Below are 26,798 nucleotides of genomic sequence, written 5' to 3' on the forward strand. Positions count from 1 at the left end.
TTCGGCGGTGGTGCCGTCCCCACTACATGCCTCAGGCATCTATCCGGTCTACGCACAGTTCGGCCAAACCGCCGAAACGAGTGGATCCACGCGGCCGTCCCCGGCCGCCGCGCCGTCCCGCCCCCGTCGACTACCGTGCACCGCATGCCGTCTCCCGCCCTGCTGTTCCCCTCCGACCCGCTCCGACCGCACCGGCCCGACCCGCACTACGCGGCCGAAGCGCGCCGTGCCGGCGAACTCGGCGCCACCCACGCCGTCGTCGACCACGACGCGCTGCTCGCCGGACACGCCCGGGAGGCCGTCCGCCGGGTGCCGGCGGACGGCGGACCGCTGTGGTACCGGGGCTGGATGCTGCCGCCGACGGCGTACACGGCACTGCAAGCCGCCCTCGCCGCCCGCGGCCGGACCCTGCTCACCCCACCGGCCGCCTACCGGCGCGCCCACGAACTGCCCGGCTGGTACGCGACCTTCGCCGCCGTGACCCCGCACAGCGCCTGGATCCCCGGCGGCGGCATGCCGGGCGACACGGAGCTGGAACGGGCCGCCGAGGAGCTCGGCGGCCGGGGCCCGGCGATCGTCAAGGACTACGTCAAGTCCCGCAAGCACGAGTGGACGCGGGCCTGTTTCGTCCCGGACCTCGCCGACACCGAGGGCCTGCGCCGGGTGGTCGGGCGCTTCGTCGAGCTGCAGGGCGACGACCTGGCCGGCGGGGTGGTGCTGCGCCGCTTCGAGCAGTACGTGCGCGGCGCGGACGGCCGGGCCGAGGAGGCCCGGGTGTGGTGGATCGACGGCGAGCCCGTCCTCGTCGGCCCGCACCCCGACACACCGGACGTGCGGCCCGCCCCGGACCTCTCGGCGGTCCGCCCCCTGGTCGCCGCCCTCGGCTGCCGCTTCGTCACGACCGACCTGGCGCGCCTCGCCGCGACCGGCGCCTGGCGGGTGGTGGAGGTCGGCGACGGCCAGGTCAGCGACCTGCCGGGCGGCACCGACCCCGCCGCGCTCCTGGCGGCCCTGCCGGGCGGCACCGACCCCGCCGCGCTCCTGACCGCCCTGCCGGCCGCGCCTCCCGCCGGGCCCCCGGCTACGCCTCCAGACCACCGCGGGCGATGACCCCCGCGTACCAGTGGGCGCTGTCCTTGAACGTCCGCCGCTGGGTGGCGAAGTCGACGTGGACGATGCCGAACCGCTTGCTGTAGCCGTACGCCCACTCGAAGTTGTCGAGCAGCGACCAGAGGAAGTAGCCGCGCACGTCGGCGCCGTCATCGAGGGCCCGGTGGACCGCGGCGAGGTGCGCGCGCAGGTACGCCACCCGCTCGGGGTCCTTCACCCGGCCCTCCGGATCGGCGTAGTCGTCGTACGCGGCCCCGTTCTCGGTGATCACCAGCGGGACGCCGGGCAGGTCGTCGCGCAGCCGGACGAGCAGCTCGTGCAGCCCGTCCGCGTCGACGGGCCAGTCCATCGCCGTGCGCGGCCCCGGTGCCGGAAGGAAGCGCACGTGCCGCTCGGCGCCCGCCCACGGCGACGGCGCCGGCGAGGACCCGGCGGCGACCACGGTGGGGGAGTAGTAGTTGATGCCCAGCGAGTCGATCGGTGCCGACGCGGTCCGAAGGTCGTCGTCCCGTACGAACGACCAGTCCGTGACCGGGGCCGTGTCCCGGACCAGGTCCTCGGGCAGGGTGCCGTGGAAGACCGGGTCCAGGAAGACGCGGTTCCCGACCGCGTCGATCCTGCGGGCCGCGTCCAGGTCCTCGGGCGCCCCGGTGTGCGCGCGCACCGCGTGCAGGTTCAGGGTCAGCGAGATCTCGGACCCCGCGGGCAGGGCGGCGCGCAGCGCCCGGGCCGCCAGACCGTGGGCCAGGTTGAGGTGGTGGGCGGCGCGCAGGGAGGCGAGGGCGCTGGTGCGGCCGGGCGCGTGCACCCCGCTTCCGTAGCCGAGGAAGGCGGCGCACCACGGTTCGTTGAGGGTGGTCCAGGTCGCCACGCGGTCGCCGAGCGCCTCGGCCACGAGGGCCGCGTACGCGCCGAAGCGCTGGGCCGTCTCGCGCTGCGGCCAGCCGCCCGCGTCCTCCAGCTCCTGGGGCAGGTCCCAGTGGTAGAGGGTGGCGACGGGCCGGATGCCGGCCTCGCGCAGTTCGTCGGTGAGCCGCCGGTAGAAGTCGAGGCCCCGGCGCACGGCGGGGCCCCGCCCGGTGGGCTGTACGCGCGGCCAGGAGACGGAGAACCGGTAGTCGGTCACGCCGAGCCGGCGCATGAGCGCGATGTCCTCGCTCACGCGGTGGTAGTGGTCGGCGGCGATGTCGCCGGTGTCCCCGTTGCGGACCTTGCCCGGTACGCGGCTGAAGGTGTCCCAGATGGAGGCGGTGCGGCCGTCTTCGGCGGCGGCCCCCTCGATCTGGTACGCGGCGGTGGCGGTGCCCCAGCGGAAGCCGTCGGGGAACCGGAGCGGGGCCGTGGTGCGGGGGCGGGGATCGAGCGCGGTCATGAGGCGGGAACTCCCGGGAGTGAGACGACGGGGAGGCGAGGAACGCGGGACGGCGGGGAAGCGAGGGACCCGTTTCTTCACGGGGGCGGAGCGGAAGGGCCGGCCGGGGCGGAGGGCGAAGGTACGGCCGGGGTCAGCCCTTGACCGCGCCCTGCATGATGCCGCCGACGATCTGCCGGCCGAGGAGGCCGAAGACCAGCAGCACCGGCAGGGTGCCGAGCAGGGTGCCCGCCATGATCACGGACTGGTCGTTGACGTAGCCGCCGCCCAGCTGGCGCAGCGCTACCTGGACGGTGGGCTCGGACGAGGTCAGGGCGACGATGGGCCAGAAGAAGTCGTTCCAGGACGCCATGAAGGTCAGCAGGCCGAGCACGGCCATGCCGGGCCGGGCGACGGGCACGACGATCGACCAGAAGATGCGGCCCGAGGAGGCCCCGTCCACCCGGGCCGCCTCGATCAGCTCGTCGGGCAGCGACTGCACGAGGTACTGCCGCATGAAGAACACCCCGAACGCGGACACCAGACCCGGCAGGATCACCGCCTGGAGCCGGCCGGCCCACTGGAGTTCGGCGATCAGCATGAACAGCGGGATCACGCCGAGCTGCGGCGGGATCATCATGGTGCCCACCGTGACGGCGAGCAGCGCGCCCCGGCCGCGGAACCGCAGCTTGGCGAAGGCGAACCCGGCGAGCGTGCAGCACAGCACGGTGCCCAGAGTGATCGAACCGGACACGATGAAGGAGTTCAGCAGGGCCTTGCCGATGTCGGCCTCCGCCATCACCGCCTCGACGTTGCGGATCAGGTTGCGGCCGGGCAGCAGCGCGGGCGGCACCTGGGCCAGCTCGGCGTTGGAGCGGCTGGCGGCGACGATCGTCCAGTAGAAGGGGAACGCCGAGACGAGCACGGCGACGACGAGGAGCGCGTACGCGAGCTTCCCGCCCCGCATGGTGCGGCCGGCTCGCGAGCGGCGGCGCCGCCCAGCGGCGGGCGCCCCGGGGGCCGGGTGCGGGATCGGTGGATCGGCGAGCGACGTGGTCATCGGCCGGCCTCCTTGCGGGTGCGGCGGCGGGCGATCAGGGCGTTGGCCCCGACCAGGAGCACGATCATCAGGAACATCACCCAGGCGATGGCGGCGGCACGGCCCAGGTGGAAGAAGCCCCAGCCCTGCTCGTAGAGGTAGAGCCCGAGCGTCTGGTACTGGTGGGAGATGCCGCCGGAGACGGATCCCTCGAAGAGGAGCGGCTCGCCGAAGAGCTGCGTGGCGCCGATCGTGGAGACCACGACCGTGAAGACGATCGTGGGCCGCAGGCCGGGCAGGGTGACGTGGAGGAACTGCCGCCACTTGGACGCCCCGTCCATCTCGGCCGCCTCGTACAGCTCGTGCGGGATGGACTGCATCCCGGCCAGGTAGATCAGCGCGTTGTAACCGGTCCAGCGCCACACGACGATGCTGGAGACGGCGATCTGGGAGGCGACCGTGCCGTTCTGCCAGTCGACGGGTCCGATGCCGACGAGCCCCAGCACGTAGTTGACGAGCCCGAAGTCCCGGCCGAAGAGCTGCGCGAAGACGAGGGTGGCCGCGGCGACGGAGGTCGCGTACGGGAGCAGCATCGCGGTGCGGAAGAAGGTCCGCCCGCGCAGGCGGTAGTTGAGCAGATGGGCGAGGCCGAGGGCCATCAGCAGCTGCGGAACCGTGGACAGCACCCCGATGGTGAAGGTGTTGCGCAGCGAGGTCCAGAAGAACTCGTCGCCGAGCAGCGCCGTGTAGTTGCCGAGGCCGCGCCACTGCATGTCGCCGGGCGTCTGGAGCTCGACCCGGTACAACGACACGAACGCCGTGTACACCAGCGGGAACAGCCCGAAGGCGGCGAACAGGGTGAAGAAGGGGGCGAGGTACGCGTACGGGGAGAGCGTCCGCCACGCGCGCCGCGGGGCGGACGGGCGAGGCGGCCCGGACGCGCGGGGCGGGCGGGGCGGGCGGGGCGGTGCGGTCGGCTTCGCGGAGGAGGCGAGGGTCACGGGCGGCCCTTGGGGGTGAGTCGGTACCGGGGCGGGGCGAAGAGCCCCCCGGGCCGCCACGGCGGCGGCCCGGGGGCGTCGGGCGCGGAGGACGGGGGCGCGGGGAAGGGGAGGCGCGAGGTCAGCCGATGGTGTTGGCGACGCCCTTCTTCGCGTTCTCCCAGGCCTTGTCGGGAGACGTTCCCTTGCGCTCGATCTCGCTCAGGGCGTTGGTGATCTGCTGGGCGATGTTCTGGTCGTGGACGCCGAGCACCTGGACGGGAGCGGCCTTGGCGGCGTCGCCGAAGATCCTGCCGATCGGGGCGTTCGAGAAGTACGGGTCCTTCGCGGCGGCGACCTTGTCGATGGCGCCGGTGGCCGAGGGGAAGTTGCCGTTCTTCTGGAAGAGCTTCGCCTGCTGTTCCGGCGCGGTGAGCCAGGCGATCAGCTCGTACGCCTCCTTCTTGTGCCGGGCCGCCTTCGGCACCGACAGGTAGGAGCCGCCCCAGTTGCCGGCGCCGCCGGGCAGTGCGGCGATGTCCCACTTGCCCTTGCCGGCGTCACCGGCCTGCCCCTTGATGTAGCCGAGCATCCACGCCGGGCAGGGGAGGGTGGCGAAGGAGCCGGCGGCGAACGCCTGGTTCCACTGCGGCGACCACTGGTCCAGCTTGGCGCTCAGGCCGCCGTGCGCCGCTGCGACGGAGGTGTCCCACGCCTTCTTCAGGGCCGGGTTCTTCTCCCAGATCAAAGCGCCGGAGGCGTCGTAGTAACGCTCCTTCTCCTGCCCGATCATGATCGAGTAGAGGCTGCCGACGCTGTCCAGCCAGGCGCTGTTCGCGGGCGCCTTGGCCTTGTACTGCCTGCCGAGCTCCAGGTAGCCGTCCCAGGTCGACCACTTCTTCGCGAGCTCTTCGCGGTCGGTGGGCAGGCCGGCCCGGCGCAACAGGTCGGTGCGGTAGCACATGGCCTCGGGGCCGACGTCGGTGCCGAGACCGAGGACCGCGCCGTCGCGGCCGGTGGCGGCCGCCCACTTGGCCGCGGGGAACCGGCTCTCGAGCCCGTCGGCACCGTATCTGCGCAGGTCCTCGAACTTGTCCGCCTGCTGCTGGGTCACCGAGGCGATCCGCCCGACCTCGACGGCCTGGACGTCGGCGAGACCGCCGCCGCCGGCGAGCCGGGTCTGCAACGACTTCCAGTAGTCCGCCTCGTCCTCGGTGTCGGTCTGCTTGATCGTGACGTTCGGGTGGAGCTTCTCGTACTCCGCGTAGAGGCCGGCCTCCTCGTATCCGAAGGAGCCGAACAGGTCCACGGTGAGCGTGACCTTCCCGCCCGGGCCGGCGGACGACGACTCGTCCGGCGACCCGCCGCAGGCGGCGAGCAGGGCCCCGGCCAGAACGACCGCTCCCAGACGGACGGTGGCCCTCTTGGCGGCTCGGGCGATGGGCATGGGAAGCCTCCCTTGGCTTCGGAGCGGAGAGAGAAGAACACTGCGAGGACGCACCCGCCCGGCGGCCTCGCCGCCGATTGAGAGCGCTCTCAAAGATGCGTCTGGAGCGTGCCCGCCCGGTGTCCGTCCCGTCAAGACTCGAAGGCGTAACGGGTTGGACTCACCCCCAACTGCGCCCGCTGTTCCATCTATTGACACCGATGTTTCAGGAGTTTTACGTTCACCGGCATCTGAGAGCGCTCTCGCGCCCCGGATCGCGCTGACACCCCTATCCGTCGTGATGACACGAGGTGCCGCCCATGCCCGCCCCCCGCAACCGACCGGCCGCCGTGCTGGTCCTGGCCACCGCCCTGGCCGCGGTCGGACTCGTCCCGACCGCCCCACCGGCCGCGGCCGCCACCGTCCCCGTAGGCTCCGGCAGTTACTCCGACAGCCGCCCCGCCGGAACCTCCGGCCCCACCACCAACACCGGCACCCCCGTCACCCCCAAGGTCACGGCCGCCGCCCAGGGCAGGCCGGTGCCCACCAATGACTGGTGGTCCTCCCTGGCCTTCCAGCGCTACGGCGACAACCCGTACTCCACCCCCATGTACGGGCACCCCCTCACCTACCAGGCCACCGCCGGCGGCCTCGACATCGGCTACCCGACCAGCCCGCAGATCGTCGGCGACGGCCGCCAGTACGAGTACCCCCACAAGCGCGACCTCACCGTCGGCCTCACCGGCCTCAACTCGCCCGACACCAAGGCCGACGCCTGGTCCGACTGGACCGTCACGCCCTACTGGTCCGACGGCACCCGCACCCTGCGCACCACCATCGGACACGGCAGCCCCTTCGTGTACGCCAAGGGGTCCGGCGGCAACGCCCAGATCACCACCGCGGCCGCCCCCACCGTCTTCGCCGACCAGGGCAACGTCCTCGGCATCACCGTCTCCGGACACCACTACGCCCTGTTCGCCCCCACCGGCACCGACTGGAACGTCTCCGGCACCACCATCACCACCGGCCTCGGCGGCAAGGACTACTTCTCCGTCGCCGTCCTGCCCTCCACCGGCGCCCTCGCCACCTACCGGAAGTACGCCTTCAGCTTCGTCACCGGCTCCACCGTGAACTGGAGCTACACCGGCGGCACCGTACGGGCCACCTACACCCTCAGCACCGAGGCCAAGGAGGGCACCGAGCGCGGCACCCTCCAGGCCCTCTACCGCCACCAGTGGCTCCACACCACCGACGCCCTCACCTCCTACACCTACGTCTCGCCGCGCGGCACCATGAAGGTCCGCGAGGCGGCGTCCTTCACCACCGCCCAGAAGGCGTCCGCCGTGCTGCCCGCCCTGCCGAGGACCGGCGGCGTCGACACGGCCCGGCTGCGGACCCACCTCAACGAGACCGCGAACGCCGCCGACCCGTTCTCCGGAGCCGTCGACACCTACTGGACCGGCAAGGCCCTCGGGAAACTCGCCCAACTGGTCCCCGTCGCCGACCAGATCGGCGAGACGGCGATCCGCGACAAGCTGCTCGGGCTGATCAAGGGCCGCCTCCAGGACTGGTTCACCGCGGGCGGCGCCAACGAGTTCTCGTACGACCCGGCGTGGAAGACCCTCACCGGCTACCCCGCCTCCTACGGCAGCGACACCGAACTCAACGACCACCACTTCCACTACGGCTACTACGTCTACGCCGCCGCGATCGTCGCCCAGTACGACCCCGCCTGGGCCGCCGGCTCCGCCTGGGGCGGCATGGTCAGGACCCTGGTCCGCGACACCGCCAACCCGGCCCGCACCGACACGGCCTTCCCCTTCCTGCGCGGCTTCGACGTCTACGCCGGCCACAGCTGGGCCTCCGGCCACCAGGGCTTCGCCGCCGGCAACAACCAGGAGTCGTCCTCCGAGTCGACCAACCTCAGCGCCGCGCTCGTCCTGTGGGGCTCGGCCACCGGCGACACCGCGCTGCGCGACCTCGGCACCTATCTCCTGACCACCGAGGCCGAGGCCGTCGCCCAGTACTGGTTCGACGCCGACCAGCAGGTCTTCCCCGGCTCCTTCGGCCACGACACCGTCGGCATGGTCTGGGGCAGCGGCGGCGCCTACGCCACCTGGTGGACCGCCAACCCCGAGGAGATCCACGGCATCAACGTCCTGCCCGTCACCGCCGGCGGCTCCCTCCACCTCGGCGGCCGCAAGGACGCCGTCCGCCGCAACATCGCCGAGATGGAACGCGAGAACGGCGGCCCCGCCGTCGAATGGCGCGACATCCTCTGGGAGTTCCAGTCACTCGCCGACCCGGCCGCCGCGAAGGCGAAGTGGGACGCCGGACACGCCGCCTACACCCCGGAGGCCGGCGAGTCCAAGGCGCACACCTACCACTGGATCGGCACGCTCGACGCGCTCGGCGCACCCGACGCCGGCGTCACCGGCGACCTGCCCACCTCCGCCGTCTTCACCAAGGGCACGGTGCGCACCTACGCGGCCCACAACCACGGCTCCACCGCCCGGACCGTCACCTTCTCCGACGGCAGGACCCTGACCGTGCCCGCCCGCTCGACCGCCGTCGGCACCGGAACGGGCGGCGACCCCGGCCCCGACCCCGGCCCGTCGACCGGGAACACCTTCCAGCTCCGCTCCGGAGGCACCCTCACCACCGCCGGCGGCGGCACGGCCGGGGCCGACACGATCGCCTCCGCCGACGGCGCCAACCACGACGGCACCCCGTACCGGCCGCTCGTCTACGAGGCCCGCGGCGTCAACGGCACCCTCACCCCGGGCGCCGCCACCGCCTTCCGGCTCCAGGTCGACGCCGGCACCACGGTCGGCCTCGGCCAGCAGGCCAGGGTCAGCTACGACCTGACCGGCGACGGCACCTTCGAGCGGACCGAGACGTACCACTACTTCGCCACCGACCCGGTGACCGGCTGGGAGGAGTACGCCCAGACCCGCGGCCTGGCGTCGGCGAGCGGCACGCTCGGCAACCTCACGAACGGCACCGTGCGCCTGGAGGTGTGGAGCGCGATCGGCAACGGGACGTCGAGGCTCCAGACCGGCACGGACAGGTCCGTCCTGGTGATCCCGTACGGCTGAGCCGCCCCCGCGGCCGGACCGCGCGACGAAACGGCGGGCACCGCGCGAGACGCGGTGCCCGCCGCCGCGCGTGGCCGCCGCGGCGGCTCCCCTCCGCCTCAGGCCGAGGCGCGGCGGACCAGCGCCGTCGGAGTGACGATCGACTCCGGCGTACGGTCACCGCCCTCGTCCAGGACCCGCATCAGCAGCCGCACCATCAGCCGGCCCATGCCCTCGATGTCCTGACGCACCGTCGTCAGCGCGGGCACGGTGTCCCGCACGACCGCGGGCATGTCGTCGAAACCGACGACCGCCACGTCCTCGGGGACCCGGACCCCCCGCTCCCGCAGCGTCCTCAGGGCGCCCGAGGCCATCAGGTCGTTCGCGGCGAAGACGCCGTCCACGTCCGGCCACCGGTCGAGCAGCCCGGCCATCGCGCGGGCGCCGCTCGCCTCCGTGAAGTCCCCGTCGGCGACCAGCTCGGGATCGGCGCCCGGCAGGACGTCGTGGTAGCCGTCGAGCCGGTCGAGCGCCGCCATCAGGTCCCGGGGCCCCGCGATGTGCGCCACGCGCCGGCGCCCCAGCGAGACCAGGTGCCGTACGGCCTCGCGGGCCCCGCCCCGGTTGTCGCAGTCGACGTACGGCACCGCGACGTCCCGTCCCGCCGCCGACCGGCCGCCGAACACGGTGGGGATCCGGGCCCGCCCGATCAGCGCCGCGAGCTCACCGTCGTTGTGCAGCGAGAACGCGAGCGCCCCGTCGACATGGCCGCCCCCGAGGTACCGTGCGATCCGCTCGTGGTCGCCGGGCCCCTCGACCCACAGCAGCACCAGCTGCGAGTCGTGCGCGGCCAGCTCCCGGCTGATGCCCCGCACCTGCTGCTCGAAGAACGGGTCGGAGAAGATCCGGAACTCCGGCTCCGCGATGATCACCGCCACCGCCCCGTTGCGCCGGGTCACCAGCGTGCGCGCCGCCTGGTTGGGCACGTAACCCAGCTCCTCGACCGCCCGCCGCACCTTCTCCACCAGGGCCTCCCGCACCCCCGCGCCCCCGTTCACGACCCGCGACACGGTGGCCCGCGAGACCCCGGCACGCGCGGCGACGGCTTCCAGCGTGGGGCGGGACCCCGTGCTCGACTCGGGCAAGGCGGGCGCTCCTCATCTGCTGCGGGCACGTCGGCGGGCCGGTCGGTCGGTCCTCGGTGGTCCGGCACGTCGGTGATCCGGCACCTCGGCACGTCGATCGGCCCGGCCAGGATATCCGGCGGCATCGTGCGGTTGAGAGCGCTCCCAGAAGTACGCGCCCCGAGGTGTCACGCCCGGTGGTACTGCACCGGCGAGGGCACCTCGTCGCCCAGGGCGACGGCGGCGTGCCGGGCCCAGAACGGGTCGCGCAGGAGTTCGCGGCCGAGGAGGACGGCGTCGGCCCGGCCGGAGGCGAGGACGTGCTCCGCCTGCTCCGGCTCGGTGATCAGGCCCACGGCCGCCACCGGCATGCCGGTCTCCCGCCGGACCCGTTCGGCGAAGGGCACCTGGTAACCGGGGTGGACGTCGATCCGGGCGTCGGGGACGTTGCCGCCGGTGGACACGTCGAGCAGGTCGACCCCGCGAGCCTGGAGCTCCTTGGCGAAGCGCACGGTGTCGTCGAGGGTCCAGCCCTCCCGGTCGTCCTCGGGGTTCTCGGTGAGCCAGTCCGTGGCCGAGACGCGGAAGAACAGCGGCAGCTCGTCGGGCCACACGGCGCGGACGGCGTCGACGACCTCCAGCGGGAAGCGGGTGCGGCCCTCGAAGGAGCCGCCGTAGCCGTCGGTGCGGTGGTTGCTGTAGGGGGAGAGGAACTCGTGGATCAGATACCCGTGGGCGCCGTGGATCTCCACCACCTCGAAGCCCGCCGCGAGGGCGCGCCGGGCACCGTCCGCGAAGGCCCGGACGATCGCGGCGATGCCTTCCCCGGTGAGCTCCTCGGGGGTCGTCGAGGCCGCCGAGAACGGCACGGCGCTGGGGCCGACCGGAGTCCAGCCGTGGGGCTCGTCCGGCGCGATCGGACGGCCCCGGTCGACCCAGGTGCGCTCGGTCGACGCCTTCCGCCCGGCATGAGCCAGCTGGACGCCGGGCACACTGCCCTGGCTCTTGAGGAAGTCGGTGACGCGCCGGAAGGCGGTGACCTGGGCGTCGTTCCAGATGCCGAGGTCGTACGGGCTGATGCGGCCCTCGGGGACGACGGCCGTCGCCTCCGTGATGATCAGACCGGTCCCGCCGGTGGCGCGAGCGGCCAGGTGGGCGAAGTGCCAGTCCGTCGGAACGCCGGCCGCGTCACCGTCCGGGGCGGCGCTGTACTGGCACATCGCGGCCATCCACACGCGGTTGGGCACGGTCAGGGACCTGAGGGACAGGGGGCTGAAGAGGGAACTCATCCGGAAACTCCTGAACGCGGGACGATCTGCCACATGAATGATCGGGGACTGCGGGAAAGGCCGGGGGAGCGGGGCGCCGGCCGGTGCGCACATCGCCTCCGGTCGGCGCCCGCCCTCCCCGGGGCTCAGCGGGCGGACGTCAGTGGGGGACGGGTATACGGGCCGGGGCGGCGGCGCCGGTCGCCGGGACACCGGCGGGCGCGCGGGCGGGGGCGCGGCGCTCCAGCGCGGCGGACCGGAACGCGAGGCCGAGAGCGGCCGCGGCGAGCAGGGCACCCACCCAGTTGGGAGCGGTGAAGCCGAAGCCGGCCGCGATGACGAGACCGCCGAGCCAGGCGGCGAGCGCGTTGCCGAGGTTGAAGGCGCCGATGTTGACGGCGGAGGCCAGGGTGGGCGCACTGTGCGCCTGGTCCAGGACGCGCTTCTGGAGCGGCGGCACGGTGGCGAAGCCGAGCGCCCCGATGAGCAGGACGGCGATCGCGGCGAGGACCTTGTCGTCGGCGACCACGGTGAACAGCGCGAGGACGAGCGCCAGCCCGCCGAGGGTGGCGTACAGCAGGGGCATCAGCGCACGGTCGGCGAACCGGCCGCCGATGAGGTTGCCGAGGAACATGCCCACGCCGAAGAGGACCAGCAGCCAGGTGACGGCGCCCTCGGAGTAGCCGGCGACGTCGGTCATCATCGGTGCGATGTAGGTGATCGCGGCGAAGACACCGCCGAAGCCGAGCACGGTCATCGCCATCGCGAGCAGCACCTGGGGGTTGCGGAACGCGGTCAGCTCGCCGCGCAGTCGGGCCCCCTCGGGGCGGGGCACGGCGGGCACGAGCCGGGCGATGCCGAGCAGACCGACCACGCCGAGCGCGGCCACGATCGCGAAGGTGGTGCGCCAGCCGACCGCCTGGCCGATGAAGGTGCCGAGCGGCACCCCGACGATGTTGGCGACCGTCAGGCCGGTGAACATGGTGGCGATGGCGCCGGCCTTCTTGTCCGGGGCGACCAGCCCGGCGGCGACGACGGACCCGAGCCCGAAGAACGAGCCGTGGGCGAGGGAGGCGATCACGCGCCCGGCCAGCATCGTCCCGAAGCTCGGGGCGAGCGCGGAGACCAGGTTGCCGATCACGAACAGGCCCATCAGCAGCATGAGCATCCGCTTGCGGCTCACCTTGTTGCCGAGGACGGTCAGCAGCGGCGCCCCGACGACGACGCCGAGCGCGTAGCCGGTGACCAGCAGTCCGGCGGTGGGGATGGAGACGCCGTAGTCGGCGGCGATCCCCGGCAGCAGCCCCATGACGACGAACTCGGTCGTGCCGATTCCGAAGGCCCCGACCGCGAGGGCGAGGAGTGCGAGCGGCATGGCTCAGCCCTTCCGTATTGCTTGAGTGAGCTCTTTACGTGCATCCACAATAGTTGCAGGAGCGTGATAAGTGCAAGCGCAGGCTAATGCGGTCCGGGCGGCGGAGAGGTCGGTGCCCGACGACGGCACGAAAGACCTGGGCCCTGGGCTCGATCGGGGGCGCACCAGGAGGCAGCTCCGGCGGCGGGACGTCCACCGGCCTGCCCGCCGCGCCGTCCGGGCCCACCGCCGCAGCCGCCCGGCCTCCGACCGAATCCCGACAGGGGCGTTCCACGCTCGTTCCAGGGGAGGAGTCCCCGCGTTCCCCCGCCCTTCTATCCTTCTCGCATGGAGGCACTGGCCGTACGGCTGTCGGGGCTCGATCCGTACGTCGACGGGGCGATCCGCATCGTCACGTTCTACGACACGCTGATGCGCCGGCGCGTCGAACTCCCCGCGCTCGCACGGGCGTCGGCGGGCCTGGCCGAGTGCGTCGCGGGGATCCGGCTGCACGCCACGGGCCGGGCCGTGCGCGTGTCACCCGGGGGCACCCACGCCGCCGCCCCGCCGCTGCCCGCGTCGACCACGGTGCCGGTCGTCCTCGACGAGGAGGAGATCGGCACCGTGTGGCTGGAACGTCCCGGCCCGCCCAACCCCCTCGACGAGGTCCTCCTCGACCGGCTCGCGATCGCCGTGGGCGCGGCCGTCGAACGGTACGGCCCGGCCCCCACCACCATGGCCGACCCCGCCCTGGTCGAACTGGTCGTCAGCACCGACGGCGACGAGGCCGCCCGGGCCCGCGCCCTGCGGCTCCTCGGCTTCGCCGCCGGTCGCCCCGTCCACGTCGTCTCCGTGCGCACCGACCTGCCGCTCGACAGGATCGGCGCCCGCATCTGCCCCGAGGGCGTGGTGAAGGCGGCCGCGCTCGCCGACACCGGCGTCATCCTGGCGACCGCCGTGGACCGGGCGGGTTTCCCCGCGGGCGCGCGCGCCGGAATCGGCGCCGCCGACCACCCCGGCCTCGCCTGGCGGCAGGCCCGTACCGCCCTGCGCTTCACCACCGCGCGCCAGCCCGTCGTCCACCACGCCGAGCTGGGCTCCCTCGCCCTCCTGGCCGACATCCCGCCCCAGGCCGCCCGCGCCAACCCGGACGTGGCCGCGGTGGCCCGGATCGCCGGTGACCCCGAGGACCTGGAGACCCTGGACGCCTACTGCCGCACCGGCTCCCTGCGCCGCGCCGCCGACCTCCTCCACCTCCACCACAGCAGCGTCTCCCGCCGCGTCGAACACCTGGGCAGACACCTGGACCTCGACCTCACCGACCCCACCGGCCTGACCCGCGCCCGCCTCGCCCTGACCGTGTGGCGCCTCCTCGAACCGTGAGGACGACCCGCACGGCCACGAGCGCTGCGCGGTCGTCGAAAATCTCTTCGGCGGTTTTCGTTATCCGGTGGCCGTGGCGCGGTCTCCCAGGTGTTGGGCAACGGCAACAGGCAGGACGATCAGGATGAAGCAGGGCATGGAAGCACCGAACGGCACGGACCTCGTCAGGGCCGCGCAAGGCGGCGACCTGAAGGCGCAGGACCAGCTCGTCGCCGCGTACCTTCCGCTCGTCTACAACATCGTGGGCCGGGCGATGAACGGCCACCACGAGGTGGACGACGTCGTGCAGGAGACGATGCTGCGGGCACTCGACGGGCTCGGCGGACTGCGCTCCCCGGACAGCTTCCGCTCCTGGCTCGTCGCCATCGCCATGAACGCCATCCGCGCCCACTGGCACCGCCGGCAGACCGGCCACACCACCGCCGCCCTCGACGACGCGCGGGACCTCGCCCAGCCCGGCGCCGACTTCGTGGACCTGACGGTCGCCCGGCTCCAGCTGTCGGGACAGCGGCGCGAGACCGCCGAGGCCACCCGCTGGCTGGAGCCCGAGGACAGCGCCCTGCTGTCCCTGTGGTGGCTCGAATGCGCCGGAGAGCTCACCCGGCACGAGGTCGCCGCCGCCCTGCGGCTGTCGACCGAACACACTGCCGTCCGCGTCCAGCGCATGAAGGCGCAGCTGGAGGCCGCCCGGGTCGTCGTACGGGCCCTGTCGGCCCAGCCGCTGTGCCCCACCCTGCGCACCGGACTCGACGGCTGGGACGGCCACCCCTCCGGTCTGTGGCGCAAGCGAATAGCCCGCCACGCCCGCACCTGCCCCCACTGCGCCGGCCTGTGGCACGGCCTCGTACCCGCCGAGGGCCTGCTCGCCGGACTGCTGCTCGTGCCCCCGGCGGCACTGCTCCTCACCCACGTCCGCGAGAGCGCCGGCCTCGCCCTCGCCGCCGCGCCCGTACCCGCCGCGGGCGGCCCGGCGCTCGGCGCGGACGGCCCCCGTACCGGCGCGGCCCGGGCCCGGCACGCCGCCGCGCCCGGGCCGCGCGGCGCCCGCCGCAAGGAGCAGCAGCGCAAGCGCGGCCGCCGCCGGGCCGTCGCCGCCGCGGGCCTCGCTGTGGTGGCCGTCACCGGCGGCGCCTTCGTCCTGGTCACCGGCCCCGAGGCCGGCGACCAGGACGCCACCGACGTGACCCAGGCATCGGCCCCCGACGCCGCCTCCGGCCTCGCCTCGCGGTCGGCCACGACGCCGGGCACCGGTACGCCCTCGGTCTCGCCCTCCGCCACGACCAGCGCCGCCCCCGGCGCGAGCCGCAGCGCCCGGCCGAGCCGCACGGCCGAACCCTCGCCGCCCGCCGAGGCGAGCACCACGCCCGCCGCGCCCCGCCCCACGGCGCTCGTGACCCGACCCCGGTCCACAAGCGCCGGGGCCGCCGGCGGCTCCGGCGGCAGCTCGGACTCCCGTCAGGTGATCGACCTGGTCAACACGGAGCGGGCGCGGGCGGGCTGCGGCCCGCTGACCGAGAACGGACTCCTCACCAGGGCCGCCCAGGGACACTCCGACGACATGGCCGCGCGGGACTTCTTCGACCACACCGACCCCGACGGCGACGGCCCCGGCGAGCGGGTCACCGCCACCGGATACCGCTGGTCCACGTACGGCGAGAACATCGCGAAGGGCCAGCGCACCCCCGCTCAGGTGATGGACTCCTGGATGAACAGCCCCGGCCACCGGGCGAACATCCTCAACTGCGACTTCCGCGAGATCGGCATCGGCATCCACAGCGCCGGCGGCCCCTACTGGACGCAGGTCTTCGGCGCGCAGTGAGCGCACGCCCGGCGTGCTCCGCCGCCCGCCGGGGCCGTCGCGCCTACCGTGAACCGATGCGAGCCGTACCGAAGTGGACCCTCGTGCCGTCGGGCTGCGCCCCCGTGGTGCTGGTGGCCGGCTGGACGACCGCGGGCGCGCTGGAAGGACCGTCCTACGACGCCGTCCGGCAGACGATCAGCGTGCTCGCGGCGTACGGGGCCCGGGGGTTCTGGGTGATGACCGGCGCACTGCTCGCCCTGGGCGTGTGCCACCTCGGCACCGCCTGGGGGCTGCGGGCGGCCGCCCCCGCCGGGCGCGCGGCGCTGGCCGCCGGGGGAGTGGCGGCCCTGGCCGTGGCGATGGTCCCGACGCCGAGCAGCGGAGGGGCCCTGCGCCACGGGTCCGTCGTCGCCGTGGGCTTCACCCTGCTCGCCCTGTGGCCGGTCCTGGCCGCCCGCCCCGGCGACCGGCCGGCCCCCTGGGCGCTGCGGCGCGCACCCGCCTACGCGGCGACGCTGCTGATGGGGGCCGGTGCGCTCTGGTTCCTGGTCGAGGCGAACCGCCAGGGCGCCGCGGGCGTCGCCGAACGCCTGGTGACCTGCGTGCAGTCGCTGTGGCCCCTGGTGGTCGTCGTCTCGTGCCTGCGCCACCAGCACGTCGCCCGGCGCGGTCGCGGGCCGGGGGAGCGGCACGTGGAAGGGTCCGGGCGAGCGGCGCGCTGACGGATCGTGTGAACGGTGCGCTGACGGGCCGGGCGAGCGGTGCGCTGACGGATCGTGTGAACGGTGCGCTGACGGGCCGGGCGAGCGGTGCCTTGGGGGTCCGGCGCGCGGCTCTCTGACGTTCCGCCGGCCTGCGACCGGAAGGACCAGGCACCCGGCACCACGAACCGCCCCTGGCCGGCCGACCCCCTACGCGCCGCCGGTGCGCGGCTCCATGCGGAACTCGAAGCCCACAGTGCCCGGGTCCAGGGCGGTCGCTCCGCCGTCGACGGTCAGCACGGCCCCGTTGACGAAGGAGGCGGCGGGCGAGAGCAGCCAGGCGATCGCCTCGGCGACCTCCCGCGGCTCCGCGGGCCGCCCGGCCGGCAGGACCCGGGTCACCTCCTCGTACGCCTTCTCGACACCGCCGTCGTCCAGACCCGCCTCCTCGGCGAACCGGTTCATCCGGCGGTCCGCCATGTCGGTGCGCACCCAGCTCGGGCAGACGGTGTTCGCGCGCAGCCCGGCACCGCCGTAGTCCACCGCGAGCGAGCGGCACAGCTGGAGCAGCGCCGCCTTGGAGGTGGCGTAGGCGGCGTTCCCGACGCCGTTGCGGAGGGCGGACACCGAGGCGACGGCGACCACCGCCCCACGTGCGTCGAGGAGGTGCGGCAGCGCGGCACGGAGCAGATGGAAGGGGCCGGTGAGGTTCGTCCGCATGACCGCTTCCCAGTCCTCCAGGGTCACGTCGCCCACCCCGCCACCTCGCCCGATCCCGGCGTTGAGGACGAGACCGTCGAGCCGGCCGTGCTCCCGGAGCACCGTGCCGACGAGCTCGCGCACCTCGTCGGGCTCGCCGATGTCCGAGGCGACGGCGAGCGCGCCGGTCTCCTCCGCGACCAGCCGCAGCGGTTCGGGACGGCGCCCGGAGACCGCCACGCGGTGCCCCGCGGCGCTCAGCAGCCGTGCGGTCGCGGCGCCGATGCCCGTCCCGCCGCCGGTCACGAGGTACACACGCTGGTCCGTCATGGTCGTCGAGCCTCCGTCGTCGTCCGCGTCCCCGTGATCATAGGCAGGGCGGCTGCCCGGGCGAGGGGTGGGAGCGGATGCCGGAGGACCGGCGGCGCGGGGTGCGCCGGGTGCGCGGGGTGCGCCGGGTCAGGGGCGGATGTGGGTGCCGGAACGGGTGATCGATAGCATCGCGCCTCGACGCTGCGGCCCTCAGTGGCCAGACGAGGTGGGGGAACGATGAGCGATGACATCCTGTCGATCATTCCGAGCGATCCCCGGTGGCAGCCGGACAGTGATGCGGCCGACTCCGTCGTCGCGCTCGTCGAAGAGCTGGCCCCCGGTGCGGACGGCGGCGTGGACGTGGAGATCGAAGTGATGTGGCACGACGCGGTGACGGCCGTCGACTGCGGGGCGAACCTGGAAGCCGGGCCCACGTCTGAACCTTCGCGGCTCGGGCGCCTCGTGACCGGCATCCGGCCGTCGCGGTGCCGGGCGACGCCGGTTCCGCCACCCCGGTGTGACGGAACGGACCCCGGCACGGTACGAAGACCTGCGTGAACGAACAGTCCCCGGCCTCCACCATCCGCGTGTTCATCGCCCTCGCACCGCCCGACGACGCGAAGGAGGAGCTGGCGCGGGCGCTGAGCCCCGCCTATGACGCGCACCCGGGCATGCGGTGGAACCGGATCGAGGACTGGCACATCACCCTGGCGTTCCTCGGCGAGCTCCCGGCCGCGTCCGTCCCGCCGCTGCGGGCACCGCTCGCCGAGCTGGCGGCGACCCACCGGCCCGTCGAGCTGGCCCTCCGGGGCAGCGGGCACTTCGACGAGCGGGTGCTGTGGAGCGGGATCGGCGGGGACGTCGAGGGGTTGCGGCTCCTCGCCGCCGACGTCCGCGCCGTGGTCACCGGGTGCGCCATCCCGTTCGAGGACCGGCCGCTGCGCCCGCACCTGACGCTGGCCCGCGCCCGGCGCGGCGACCGGTCCTCCGTACGGACGGCCGCCGCCGGGCTCACGGACTTCACCGGCCGCCCCTGGCACAGCGAGCGGCTGCACCTGGTCGGCAGCAACATCGGACGGGGGCCGGGGCCCATCCACTACCGCGACATCGCGTCATGGCCCTTCACCGGATCCTGACCGGCCGACCCGGCCCCCCTCCGTCCCTTGCCCCCTCCGTCCCTTGCGCCCCCTCCGAGCCCTGCCGCGCCCTCCTCCGAGTCCTCCCGCGCCAGGGCCGGGGCGGCCCGGGGCGGTGTCCGGCCGCCCGTCCCCGCTTCGCGTCCGCCCCTGCCTCGCGTCCGTCCCCGCCTCCCGGCCGCCCCGACCCGCGGCCGGCGGTCCGCTCAGTACTTCTTGACCCCCACGTGATCCACGATGAACCGCCGCTTCTCCGGATCGAGCGCGAAGTGGATCCGACCGCAGTCGCTGTGCGCCACCCCGTCACGGACCTTCACATGCGGCAGCGTGTCGCGCTGCTCCCCGTCGAACGTCACCCAGCGCATCCGCGCGTTCTTCTTGATCGTCAGATCGCTGGTGGCCACCTTCAGGCCGTGCTGCGTCGAGAACCACTCGTCGAGGCGCGGCATGGACGCGGACGTCTGCTCGTACAGATCCGCGGCGGCCTTCGCGAGCAGGATCAACTGCTCCGTCATCTCGTCCGGAAACCGGTACTGATCCGCCTTCCAGCTGCGCTCGGCCCCCGGCGTGAACACGATCCGCCCCTCCGACGCCTCCTCCAGGGCGCGGTAGGTGGCCGCCGCGTCACCCTTCTCGAGGACGGGGATCGTGCTCCACGGGTCGGCCGCGGCCTCGCCCTGGGACGCCCGCTCCCGCTCGTACAGCTTGCGCCACCGGACCGCCTCCTCCTGGAACTTCGTGGCCTCGGCGGCCTTGGCGGCGTTGTCGTCCGCCCGGGCCGACTCCGCCACCGCCAGCTGTTCCCACGTCGCGGCGCTCTCCTCCAGCTCGCGCACCCGCCGTTCGAGGGCCTTGCGCTCACCCGCCGCGTCACCGAGCCGACGGGCCTCCTCCACCTGCGCGGCAACCCGCCGGGCCGCCGTGCTGCGGGCCGCCCGCCGCGCGGCCTCCCACCCCTTGTCGGAGCCGCGCGCGAGGACGGACAGCTCCGCCAGGCTGCGCATCCAGTACTCCACCATGCCGTCCGCGGTGACCTCGGGCCGCGCGTAGCTCGGATGCGACAGCCGCAGATCCGGCCAGACCAGCAGGGCCCCGCCGTCGGGAACCCTGAGCGCCGGCTGCCGGCGCAGCAGCGCCTGACTGGTGGCGTAGTTGAGCGTGACGACCTGAGCGAGGCCCATGAGCTGCGACGAGGCCCGCCGTGCCACCTGCCACGCCGCGTCGTCACGCGGCTGCATCAGCAGTGCCGGCAGCCGGGTCGGCGACGCGAGCGAGTCCGACAGGACGCTCACGTGCTCGCTCTGCCGGATGGGCTCGAACCGGCCCGTCACGACCTGCCCCAGCGTCCGCAGCTCCAGCGTCCTGTCCGCGCAGACCCGCGCGAGCACGTTGGGCCGGAACAGCGGCGGGTCCTGGACGGGCGACAGCCAGCCGCTGGGGATCTCCTGCCCCATCACGACGCGCAGCAGCACCCGGCACTCGACGCGGGCCACCGTCACCTGCGTGTAGAACCGTGCCCCGTTGTCCACGGGATGCGACAGGTCGACCCGCAGGGCCCGTGCCCCGACGCCCTCCTCGACCTTCCAGCGGGCCTCGCGCTGCTCCCGGCCCGGCGGCTTCGCCGGCAGCACGGCCTGCCCGGAGCGGGCGAGGTCGCCCGCGGCGAGCCCGGTCCCCGACGGCCCGTTCAACCACGCGGCGAGATGCCCGTGTAAGCCCGCCACGACATCGGCCTCGGCGCCCTGAGCCGGTGCCACATCGAAATCGACCACGTACAGAGGTTGCATGCCCACTCCCGAGCCACCCGCCCACGCCAACCCGATGACGCAACGTTAGTACCCGGTTCGGGCGGACGGCTTCCCCCCTGCAAGGGGGGAGAGGGACACGGGGGACGGTCGGGGCCGCTCATTCCCTCCGGTCCACAGGGGAACGGAACGTACGGAGACGGGCACCGCGCGGCCGCCCCGCGGCCACTCCCGCGAGCGCCGTGGCGACCCCGTTCAGCACCGTGGTCACTCCGGTCAGCACGGTGGCCACTCCGGTCAGCAGCGCGAACGGCCTCGGCCGGCGGGTCTCGCCGCCTCCCCGCCGCGCGTCCCGGGCCCGGCCCCCACCCGGCCGGTCCGGCGCGACGGACGGAGCGACCGGGGCGGACGCGTGGTCCACCAGCCCTCGGGCGCGGAGCTCGCCGATCACCCGAGGCAGATCCGGCATCGCGAGTTCGATGCGGATCCTTGTCGGGTCGGCATGGGGCCTGCGCAGCAGGTAGCGGTAGAGCCGCTCCTGATCGGCGCTCAGTCCCAGTCCGGCCAGGCTCATGGGTCGGTCCTCTCTCCCCGGTCGCCTCCCCCGTACCCGTGAAGCATGCCGAAGCGCGGCCCGGCCGTGTTGGCACTGCATCCACAGCTTGTTGCCGCTGCGTCTCACTCCGGCGGCGCCCCGCCGGGTCCGTCACCGCGATGTCACCTGGGTGACGGCTGTCGTTCGCCTCGGATCCACTCTCCTCTCGCGGATGCGGGTGATCATCGGTGGGCCGGCCGGCCGCGCGGGACGTGCCGGTGCGTTCGCACGTGTCCGAGGGAGATCCAGGTGCAGCTTCGACGTTCGGCTCGAAACAGGCGGTGGAGCGCAGCGGCCGCCGTGACGGCGGGCGTGCTGGTCCTGGCCGCGTGCGGCGGCGGGGACGGTGACGCGGACGGCGGCGCCGGACCCCTCGCGACCGGCCCCGTGCCCGTCGTCGACTGCGCGACCAAGGGCAAGGTGCGCGGCTCGGGTTCCTCGGCCCAGCAGATCGCGATGAAGCGGTGGATGCAGCAGTACCAGCGGGCCTGCCCGGGCGTCCAGCTCGTGTACGACCCGCTGGGTTCGGGCGCCGGCGTCGCCCAGTTCCACCGGGGCGCGACCACCTTCGGCGGGACGGACCAGGCCCTGACGGAGAAGGAGAGGACCGTCCCGGCGGACGTCTGCCCGGGCGGCAAGGCCATCGACCTGCCGATGGCCGGAGGCGCCGTCGCCCTCGGCTACAACATCCCCGGCGTGACCGGTCTGGTCCTCGACGCCCCCACCCTCGCCCGCCTCTTCGACGCGCGGATCACCAAGTGGAACGATCCCGCGATCCGGGAACTCAACCCGGACGCACAGCTCCCTGACCTGGCCGTCGTCCCCGTCCACCGCGCGGACGACTCCGGTACGACCCAGAACCTCAACGCCTACCTCAAGGGCGCGGCGGGAGACCGCTGGCCGTACCCGGCGGGCAAGAAGTGGCAGGCGCAGGGCGGGCACTCGGCCAACGGGTCGGACGCGGTGGCGACGGCCGTCACGCAGACCGAAGGCGCCATCGGCTACTTCGAGCTGTCCTTCGCCGAGAAGCGGAAGATCGAGACGGTGCACATCGCGACCGGCGCCGCCGAACCGGTCGCCCCGAGCACGCAGAGCGCCTCGGCCGGCATCGCCGCCGCGAAGATCGTGGGCGAGGGCAGGGACCTGCGGCTGAAGTTCGACCACAGGACCTCCGCCGAGGGCGCGTACCCCATCGTCTTCGTGACGTACGAGATCGTGTGCGACACCGGCAACGACCCGGAGAGCCTGCCCGCGCTCAAGTCCTTCCTGACCTACACGGCCGGCCGGCAGGGCCAGGAGGAGCTCCACGCCCTCCACTACGCGCCGCTGCCCGAGTCCGTCGCGACACAGGTGCGCGAGGTCGTCGCCTCGCTGAGCTGACCGTCGGGGGCAAGGGAGCGCGGGAGCACGGGTGCACGGGAGCACGGGGACACGGGCGCGCCGGGTCGTCCGCCGGCTGCCGGACCCACCCCACCCCCCCGCCCCGTCCGCTGGGTGCCTCGGCCCGCCCCGAGCCCCGGCCTGTCCCGCGTCTCAGCCGACGGCCCGCTTCACGAGCTCGGCGATCCGCGTCTCCACCTCGGGCGTCACCTCGGTCAGCGCGAATCCGGCCGCCCACATCGTGCCCTCGTCCAGCCGGGCCTGGTCGCTGAAACCGAGCGTCGCGTACCGCGCCTTGAACTTCTCCGCGCTCTGGAAGAAGCAGACGACCTTGCCGTCCAGCGCGTAGGAAGGCATCCCGTACCAGAGCTTCGGGGCGAGAGCCGGGGCGTTCGCCGTGATGACGGCGTGGACGCGTTCGGCCATCACGCGGTCCGACTCCTGCATCTCGGCGATCTTGGCGAGCACGTCCCGTTCCGCCTGCGCCGCCTTGTCGGCGCGCGAGGCGCGGCGCGCGGCCGTCTTCATCTCCTTGGCGTGGTCCTTCATCGCGGCGCGCTCCTCGGCCGTGAATCCCTCGTACCCGGTGGTGTCGGTGCCGCTCATGGTCGTTGCCTCTTCTCGTGGATGCTTCGGTGCGTGCGGATTCTCGTGGATGCTTCGGTCGTGCGGAGTTCCTCGCCGCGGTCGCGGCCTCCCGGAGCCGGACCGGTGACGCGTCCGTGCCCGCCACGGGGACGACCACGGGGACGACCACGGGGCCGGCCACGCGGACGACCACGGAGGCGCTGACACGGACGCGGTCATGGAGCCGGCCACGGAGGCTCGGAGCGCGGCGGTCTCAGAGGCGGGTGAGGAGGCGCTCCAGCGGCGGCGGTACGCGCGCGAGGTCGAGGTGCTCGACCAACGCCCGCGCGTACAGCGCCTTGCGGCCGCTGTGGGTGCCCATGAACCGCCGTAGCTGGTGCTCCACGGGCCGCTCCCGCTGGGCCGGCTGGCTCGTGAAGGTCCGGAACGGGCGCGTCTCGCCCTGGATCTCGATCACCTGCCGCACGCCCTCGGGCCCGAGCGCGCGGATCAGTTCGTCCTCCAGGTCGGCGACGCAGATGTGGAAACCGAGTCCCTCCAGGCCGGCGGGAGTGAGCCCGGACGCCAGCCCGACCCGTTCCAGATGGCGTCGGAAGTGCCGCTCCTCCCCGACGTCGCACAGCCCCGCCAGCGGGAGGCCGAGTCCCGGGGGGCCGCACACGTCGAGGAAGTGCCCGATGTTGGTCGCGCCTGCGAGCGGTACGACGGCGACGCCCTCCGCGCCGAGGTCGCGGCCGTGGCGCGCGGCCAGGACGTCGAGTGCGACCTGGTCGCTGTCCCCCTCGACGAGCACGACCGTCCGTACACCGGCGGCCCGTTCCCGCGCCTCCGCGGCCGCGTCGGCCGCCCCCGCGCCGCCGGCCGCCCACCTGGCCACCGCCCGGCGGAATCGCCCCAACTCGTCCACCGTGACCTCGCTTTCCGGCGCCATCCTGGCACGTCCCGGATCTTGCTCGCACGTGCGTTTGCGGCGAGGAGACCCGGTGAGCGGTCCGGCCCGGCCCTTACGGCGCACCGGCCCGGCCTTACGGTGCACCGGGCCGGCCTTCCGGCGCACCGGCCCGGCCCTTCCGGTGGGCGGGTCCGGCCTCAGCCTCCCGCCGGTCGGTCCCTGGCCGCGTAGTAGGCGCGGAGCGCGGCCTCAGCACCGGAACCCATGGCAGTCATGATCCGCTGGTAGCGGGCGGAGCGCAGGTCCCCGGCCACCAGCACGCGCGCGTGCTGGCCCTCCGGCGGGCAGTACCCGTCCGCCGCGCGGACGAGGTCACCGGTCGGGGCGTTGGGTGCGCTGCCCAGGCTGAGGTACGCGGCGTCCGCCGTGAGCGCGAACCGCTCGCCGCCGTCCGTCCCCACCGCCTCCGCCGTCACCCCGGCACCCTCCGCCCGGTGGAGGGTCAGACGCGCCACGGGCAGCAGCGTCACGCGCGGGTCGTCGCGGACCTCCTCGGTCTTGTACGCGTCGCCCTCCGGGTACGCCACGAGGAGACGGGTGGCGGTGGCGGGGTGGCTGCGCAGGAAGGTGCCGATGGGGCGGTCGCCGCCGAGGACGAGGAGGGTGCGGCCCTCGGCGTCGTGCGCGTCCGCCCGCCAGAGCGGAGGGAGCACGAGGCCCGCGGGCGCGGTGATCCAGGGCACGTCACCGGGCTGGAGCGGGCCGACGCCGGTGGCGACGACGGCGTACGGAGCGGTCAGGCGGACGCCCGTGTCGAGGGTGACGGCGACGTGGTCGTCGGCGGCGCGCAGGGCGACGGCACGACGGCCGAGTTCGAGGCGGCACAGGTCCGTCGCCGCCAGCTCCTCGGTGATGGCGGCGGCGAGGCGCGGGCCGTCGGTGTGTCCGCCGAGCACGTTGTCCAGGGCGCCGATCCGGTAGAGGCTGCGGCACAGGGCGTCGGGCTCGACGAGGACCGAGCGCATGCCGACACCGGCGGCCGTCCGGGCGGCGGCGCAGCCGGCCGGCCCGCCGCCGATCACGAGCAGATCGGCGTCGTGGCCCGGGTGCGGCGACCCGGGGGACGGCGGGGGAGAGGTCCCCTCGTCGTGCGGCCCTGTCCCGTTCACTGCGCCTCCTTTTTCCCGTGCCTCACCGGCGTCCCGCTCACCGACGCCCCGCGACCGTCCGGGCGGGACGCCAGGGCGGATCATGGCACTTCCCACGATGGCGCATGTCGATGTGGCGCCACCGGCCCCGCCGGTGCCTTCATGGTGGCGGCCCGGCGCGCGCAGCCGCCCGCACCGACGCCACCCGCCCCCTTCCGCAGACCCGCCGAGGTGAACCCGATGGTGACGGACCGGTACGGCAACCCCCTGCACGCGTGCACCGCGGAGACGGCCGGTCACCTGGACCGGGCCGTGGAGGCGCTGCTGCACTTCCGCCCCGAGGTGGAGCAGGCCGTCTCCGACGCGCTCCGCAGCGGACCGACCGCGCCCGTCGCCCAGTGCTTCGCCGCCTATCTCGGGATGCTGGGCACCGAGCCCGCCGAGGCCGCGCAGGCCCGGCGCCGCTTCGACCGGTACGCGGCGGGCGTGGACGTCCCGTCGCTGCCCGCACGCGAGCGCATGCACCTGGCCGCGGCCGCGGCATGGCTGGCCGGTGACCTGCGGCGGGCGGGCGACGTGCTGGAGGAACTGTCCCTGGCGTACCCGCGGGACGCGCTCGCCCTGGCCGTCGGACACCAGCTGGACTTCTTCACCGGCGACGCGGTGCGGCTGCGCGACCGCGTCGGCGGAGCCCTCTCCGCCTGGGACACCGCGGAACCCCACCGGGGCCTGATGCTGGGCATGTACGCGTTCGGCCTGGAGGAGTCGGGACACTACCGCCACGCCGAGGAGGCGGGGCTCGCCGCGGTCGGGCAGAACCCCCGCGACGTCTGGGCGATCCACGCCGTCGTCCACACCTACGAGATGCAGGGCCGCGTCGCCGAGGGCATCGGCTACCTCGACGCCCGCCGCGAGGACTGGGCACGCGACAACTACCTGGACGTCCACAACTGGTGGCACTACGCCCTGTACGCCCTGGAAGCCGGGGACACCGACGCCGCCCTGCGGATCTACGACGCCTCCCTGCACCACGACGAGTCCTCCGGCGCCGCCATGGAACTGCTCGACGCGGCCGCCCTGCTGTGGCGCATCCGGCTCGCCGGAGCGGAGCCGACCGCCCGCTGGCAGGCCCTGGCCGACGCGTGGGCCACCCGCGCCGATCCGCCCTTCTACGCGTTCAACGACGTCCACGCCGTCATGTCCTACGTCGGGGCCGGCCGGTTCGAGGAGGCGGCACGGCTCGTCGAGGACCGCCGGCGGTGGCTGGACCAGCCCGACTCCGCCACCGCCACCAACCACCGGATGACCGCGGACATCGGCCTGCCCGTGTGCGAGGCGCTGATCGCCCACGGGCAGGACCGGCACGCCCTGGTCGTGGACCTGCTGTGGCCGCTGCGCCGCCGGCTGCACGGGTTCGGCGGCAGCCACGCCCAGCGCGACGCCGTACAGCGGACGCTCCTCGACTCCGCGCTCGCCGCCGGACGGCACGAACACGCCCGCGTCCTCGTCAGCGAGCGGATCGGACTGCGGCCCGACAGCTCGTACAACTGGTCGGCGAGGGCCCGGCTCGCCGACGGCCTGGGCGACACCGCCCTGGCCGCCGCCGCGCGCGACCGCGCGCGGCACACGGCGGCGGCAGCGGCCGGGGCCCTCCCGCCCGTGGCCCGCTCCTGAGAATTCCGCGCGCCG

General features: G+C 74.1%; 22 protein-coding genes. 9 read left to right on the top strand and 13 right to left on the bottom strand.

The window, feature by feature from the left end; all coding sequences use genetic code 11:
• The first annotated feature begins 144 nt into the window (after positions 1–144).
• Positions 145–1,110, top strand: coding sequence for an ATP-grasp domain-containing protein (locus ABD954_RS32730; protein WP_345491598.1), 966 nt, complete (start codon positions 145–147; stop codon positions 1,108–1,110).
• Here the strand turns inward: ABD954_RS32730 and ABD954_RS32735 are convergent.
• The 4 genes from ABD954_RS32735 to ABD954_RS32750 all read right to left on the bottom strand — a co-directional run bounded on the left by ABD954_RS32735 (position 1,082) and on the right by ABD954_RS32750 (position 5,927).
• Positions 1,082–2,482: a GH1 family beta-glucosidase gene (locus ABD954_RS32735; protein WP_345491600.1), complete on the bottom strand. Its 1,401-nt coding sequence runs from the start codon at positions 2,480–2,482 to the stop codon at positions 1,082–1,084. The two genes, ABD954_RS32730 and ABD954_RS32735, sit on opposite strands and share 29 nt — an antisense overlap.
• Positions 2,483–2,615: 133 nt before the next feature.
• Positions 2,616–3,521, bottom strand: a complete 906-nt coding sequence (locus tag ABD954_RS32740) for a carbohydrate ABC transporter permease (protein WP_425584093.1) — start codon at positions 3,519–3,521, stop codon at positions 2,616–2,618.
• The gene (locus tag ABD954_RS32745) at positions 3,518–4,501 is read right to left on the bottom strand and encodes a carbohydrate ABC transporter permease (protein ID WP_345491602.1); all 984 of its coding nucleotides are present in this window, start codon (positions 4,499–4,501) and stop codon (positions 3,518–3,520) included. The genes ABD954_RS32740 and ABD954_RS32745 overlap by 4 nt, the downstream gene beginning before the upstream one ends.
• Before the next feature lie 121 nt (positions 4,502–4,622).
• Entirely contained in the window at positions 4,623–5,927 is a 1,305-nt protein-coding gene (locus tag ABD954_RS32750; RefSeq protein ID WP_345491604.1) for an ABC transporter substrate-binding protein, read from the bottom strand.
• 299 nt (positions 5,928–6,226) lie between these two features.
• Between ABD954_RS32750 and ABD954_RS32755 the strand changes: the two genes are divergently transcribed.
• Positions 6,227–9,004, top strand: coding sequence for a glycosyl hydrolase (locus ABD954_RS32755; protein ID WP_345491606.1), 2,778 nt, complete (start codon positions 6,227–6,229; stop codon positions 9,002–9,004).
• Positions 9,005–9,102: 98 nt separating this feature from the next.
• Here the strand turns inward: ABD954_RS32755 and ABD954_RS32760 are convergent, their stop codons facing one another.
• The 3 genes from ABD954_RS32760 to ABD954_RS32770 all read right to left on the bottom strand — a co-directional run bounded on the left by ABD954_RS32760 (position 9,103) and on the right by ABD954_RS32770 (position 12,750).
• Positions 9,103–10,128 (bottom strand): LacI family DNA-binding transcriptional regulator, encoded by a 1,026-nt coding sequence (locus ABD954_RS32760; protein WP_345491608.1) that lies wholly within the window; start codon positions 10,126–10,128, stop codon positions 9,103–9,105.
• A gap of 167 nt (positions 10,129–10,295) precedes the next feature.
• Complete coding sequence (locus tag ABD954_RS32765; RefSeq protein ID WP_345491610.1) at positions 10,296–11,396, bottom strand: NADH:flavin oxidoreductase/NADH oxidase; 1,101 nt, start codon at positions 11,394–11,396, stop codon at positions 10,296–10,298.
• A gap of 139 nt (positions 11,397–11,535) precedes the next feature.
• Positions 11,536–12,750, bottom strand: a complete 1,215-nt coding sequence (locus ABD954_RS32770) for an MFS transporter (protein ID WP_345491612.1) — start codon at positions 12,748–12,750, stop codon at positions 11,536–11,538.
• 327 nt (positions 12,751–13,077) lie between these two features.
• On the opposite strand from ABD954_RS32770, the gene ABD954_RS32775 reads away from it, so the two are divergent.
• From ABD954_RS32775 to ABD954_RS32785, 3 genes are all read left to right on the top strand, one after another.
• Complete coding sequence (locus tag ABD954_RS32775; RefSeq protein ID WP_345491614.1) at positions 13,078–14,112, top strand: helix-turn-helix domain-containing protein; 1,035 nt, start codon at positions 13,078–13,080, stop codon at positions 14,110–14,112.
• Positions 14,113–14,248: 136 nt separating this feature from the next.
• Entirely contained in the window at positions 14,249–15,931 is a 1,683-nt protein-coding gene (locus ABD954_RS32780; RefSeq protein ID WP_345491616.1) for a sigma-70 family RNA polymerase sigma factor, read from the top strand.
• A gap of 56 nt (positions 15,932–15,987) precedes the next feature.
• On the top strand, positions 15,988–16,635 hold the full coding sequence (locus tag ABD954_RS32785) for a DUF998 domain-containing protein (protein WP_345491618.1): 648 nt from the start codon (positions 15,988–15,990) through the stop codon (positions 16,633–16,635).
• A gap of 189 nt (positions 16,636–16,824) precedes the next feature.
• Here the strand turns inward: ABD954_RS32785 and ABD954_RS32790 are convergent, their stop codons facing one another.
• A complete protein-coding gene (locus tag ABD954_RS32790) occupies positions 16,825–17,643 on the bottom strand; it encodes an SDR family NAD(P)-dependent oxidoreductase (protein ID WP_345491620.1) in 819 nt (272 codons plus the stop codon).
• A gap of 219 nt (positions 17,644–17,862) precedes the next feature.
• On the opposite strand from ABD954_RS32790, the gene ABD954_RS32795 reads away from it, so the two are divergent.
• Both ABD954_RS32795 and thpR read left to right on the top strand, forming a co-directional pair.
• Positions 17,863–18,183 carry a hypothetical protein gene (locus ABD954_RS32795; RefSeq protein WP_345491622.1) on the top strand — a complete coding sequence of 107 codons (321 nt, stop codon included), beginning with the start codon at positions 17,863–17,865 and terminating at the stop codon, positions 18,181–18,183.
• Positions 18,180–18,761 carry an RNA 2',3'-cyclic phosphodiesterase gene (gene thpR / locus ABD954_RS32800; RefSeq protein WP_345491623.1) on the top strand — a complete coding sequence of 194 codons (582 nt, stop codon included), beginning with the start codon at positions 18,180–18,182 and terminating at the stop codon, positions 18,759–18,761. The genes ABD954_RS32795 and thpR overlap by 4 nt, the downstream gene beginning before the upstream one ends.
• 206 nt (positions 18,762–18,967) lie before the next feature.
• Here the strand turns inward: thpR and ABD954_RS32805 are convergent, their stop codons facing one another.
• Positions 18,968–20,533 carry a PspA/IM30 family protein gene (locus tag ABD954_RS32805; RefSeq protein ID WP_345491625.1) on the bottom strand — a complete coding sequence of 522 codons (1,566 nt, stop codon included), beginning with the start codon at positions 20,531–20,533 and terminating at the stop codon, positions 18,968–18,970.
• A 133-nt stretch (positions 20,534–20,666) separates the two neighbouring features.
• Positions 20,667–21,080, bottom strand: a complete 414-nt coding sequence (locus ABD954_RS32810; protein ID WP_345491626.1) for a hypothetical protein — start codon at positions 21,078–21,080, stop codon at positions 20,667–20,669.
• A 321-nt stretch (positions 21,081–21,401) separates the two neighbouring features.
• Here ABD954_RS32810 and pstS point away from each other — a divergent pair, with 321 nt between their 5' ends.
• Complete coding sequence (pstS, locus tag ABD954_RS32815; protein WP_345491628.1) at positions 21,402–22,481, top strand: phosphate ABC transporter substrate-binding protein PstS; 1,080 nt, start codon at positions 21,402–21,404, stop codon at positions 22,479–22,481.
• 153 nt (positions 22,482–22,634) lie between these two features.
• On the opposite strand, the gene ABD954_RS32820 is transcribed toward pstS, so the two are convergent.
• The 3 genes from ABD954_RS32820 to ABD954_RS32830 all read right to left on the bottom strand — a co-directional run bounded on the left by ABD954_RS32820 (position 22,635) and on the right by ABD954_RS32830 (position 25,049).
• Positions 22,635–23,087: an iron chaperone gene (locus ABD954_RS32820; protein ID WP_345491630.1), complete on the bottom strand. Its 453-nt coding sequence runs from the start codon at positions 23,085–23,087 to the stop codon at positions 22,635–22,637.
• Between the two features lie 235 nt (positions 23,088–23,322).
• Entirely contained in the window at positions 23,323–23,976 is a 654-nt protein-coding gene (locus ABD954_RS32825; RefSeq protein WP_345492624.1) for a TOPRIM nucleotidyl transferase/hydrolase domain-containing protein, read from the bottom strand.
• Positions 23,977–24,158: 182 nt separating this feature from the next.
• Positions 24,159–25,049 carry an FAD-dependent oxidoreductase gene (locus tag ABD954_RS32830; protein WP_345492626.1) on the bottom strand — a complete coding sequence of 297 codons (891 nt, stop codon included), beginning with the start codon at positions 25,047–25,049 and terminating at the stop codon, positions 24,159–24,161.
• Positions 25,050–25,349: 300 nt separating this feature from the next.
• Between ABD954_RS32830 and ABD954_RS32835 the strand changes: the two genes are divergently transcribed.
• On the top strand, positions 25,350–26,783 hold the full coding sequence (locus ABD954_RS32835; RefSeq protein WP_345491632.1) for a tetratricopeptide repeat protein: 1,434 nt from the start codon (positions 25,350–25,352) through the stop codon (positions 26,781–26,783).
• The last annotated feature ends 15 nt before the right edge of the window (positions 26,784–26,798 follow it).

Source organism: Streptomyces roseoviridis (assembly GCF_039535235.1).
GTDB classification, from domain to species: domain Bacteria; phylum Actinomycetota; class Actinomycetes; order Streptomycetales; family Streptomycetaceae; genus Streptomyces; species Streptomyces roseoviridis.

Coding starts and splice junctions, on each gene's coding strand:
- ABD954_RS32770 (WP_345491612.1), bottom strand. CDS start 12,750: ATGCCGCTCGCACTCCTCGCCCTCGCGGTCGGGGCCTTCGGAATCGGC.
- ABD954_RS32740 (WP_425584093.1), bottom strand. CDS start 3,521: ATGACCACGTCGCTCGCCGATCCACCGATCCCGCACCCGGCCCCCGGG.
- ABD954_RS32780 (WP_345491616.1), top strand. CDS start 14,249: ATGGAAGCACCGAACGGCACGGACCTCGTCAGGGCCGCGCAAGGCGGC.
- ABD954_RS32820 (WP_345491630.1), bottom strand. CDS start 23,087: ATGAGCGGCACCGACACCACCGGGTACGAGGGATTCACGGCCGAGGAG.
- ABD954_RS32755 (WP_345491606.1), top strand. CDS start 6,227: ATGCCCGCCCCCCGCAACCGACCGGCCGCCGTGCTGGTCCTGGCCACC.
- ABD954_RS32835 (WP_345491632.1), top strand. CDS start 25,350: ATGGTGACGGACCGGTACGGCAACCCCCTGCACGCGTGCACCGCGGAG.
- ABD954_RS32795 (WP_345491622.1), top strand. CDS start 17,863: ATGAGCGATGACATCCTGTCGATCATTCCGAGCGATCCCCGGTGGCAG.
- ABD954_RS32810 (WP_345491626.1), bottom strand. CDS start 21,080: ATGAGCCTGGCCGGACTGGGACTGAGCGCCGATCAGGAGCGGCTCTAC.
- ABD954_RS32765 (WP_345491610.1), bottom strand. CDS start 11,396: ATGAGTTCCCTCTTCAGCCCCCTGTCCCTCAGGTCCCTGACCGTGCCC.
- ABD954_RS32785 (WP_345491618.1), top strand. CDS start 15,988: ATGCGAGCCGTACCGAAGTGGACCCTCGTGCCGTCGGGCTGCGCCCCC.
- ABD954_RS32790 (WP_345491620.1), bottom strand. CDS start 17,643: ATGACGGACCAGCGTGTGTACCTCGTGACCGGCGGCGGGACGGGCATC.
- ABD954_RS32735 (WP_345491600.1), bottom strand. CDS start 2,482: ATGACCGCGCTCGATCCCCGCCCCCGCACCACGGCCCCGCTCCGGTTC.
- ABD954_RS32750 (WP_345491604.1), bottom strand. CDS start 5,927: ATGCCCATCGCCCGAGCCGCCAAGAGGGCCACCGTCCGTCTGGGAGCG.
- ABD954_RS32775 (WP_345491614.1), top strand. CDS start 13,078: ATGGAGGCACTGGCCGTACGGCTGTCGGGGCTCGATCCGTACGTCGAC.
- ABD954_RS32730 (WP_345491598.1), top strand. CDS start 145: ATGCCGTCTCCCGCCCTGCTGTTCCCCTCCGACCCGCTCCGACCGCAC.